We start from the raw sequence: 293 nt of genomic DNA, 5'->3' as shown, positions 1-293 counted from the left end.
GCCAGGAAACTCACATCGGCACGGCTGTTATCCAGAACGCCCTGGGGGGCCGGAGCGATCCCAATACAAGACTTTGACCTGGTTGGCACGCCGATTGATGAAGCAGAACAAATGTCCGCTCAGGGGATCCTGCTTCATCTCGTTGCGTGCCAGGGCATAGAGTCCGCCATAGGACTTGCGGGCATCTACAGGTTGACCGTAGATGAAGACCCGGACCCTGGCTTCGGCAAAGAACATCAGTTTCTGGTGAGGGTCAGTACCACCCCACCACCCAGATCGAGTTTGAGTTCAAG

General features: G+C 56.3%; 1 protein-coding gene. It reads right to left on the bottom strand.

The window, feature by feature from the left end; all coding sequences use genetic code 11:
- Positions 1–27: 27 nt before the first annotated feature.
- Positions 28–237 (bottom strand): IS66 family insertion sequence element accessory protein TnpB, encoded by a 210-nt coding sequence (tnpB, locus tag IV91_RS0114415; RefSeq protein ID WP_084190133.1) that lies wholly within the window; start codon positions 235–237, stop codon positions 28–30.
- Positions 238–293: the final 56 nt, after the last annotated feature.

This window comes from Ferrovum myxofaciens, from assembly GCF_000735045.1.
Lineage (GTDB): Bacteria > Pseudomonadota > Gammaproteobacteria > Burkholderiales > Ferrovaceae > Ferrovum > Ferrovum myxofaciens.
The sequence above is the reverse complement of the archived record's forward strand: the minus strand, read 5'-3'. Positions and strand labels throughout refer to the sequence as shown.

What these genes read in the sequence shown, in the direction of transcription:
- tnpB (WP_084190133.1), bottom strand. Translation starts at nt 237, where the DNA reads ATGTTCTTTGCCGAAGCCAGGGTCCGGGTCTTCATCTACGGTCAACCT.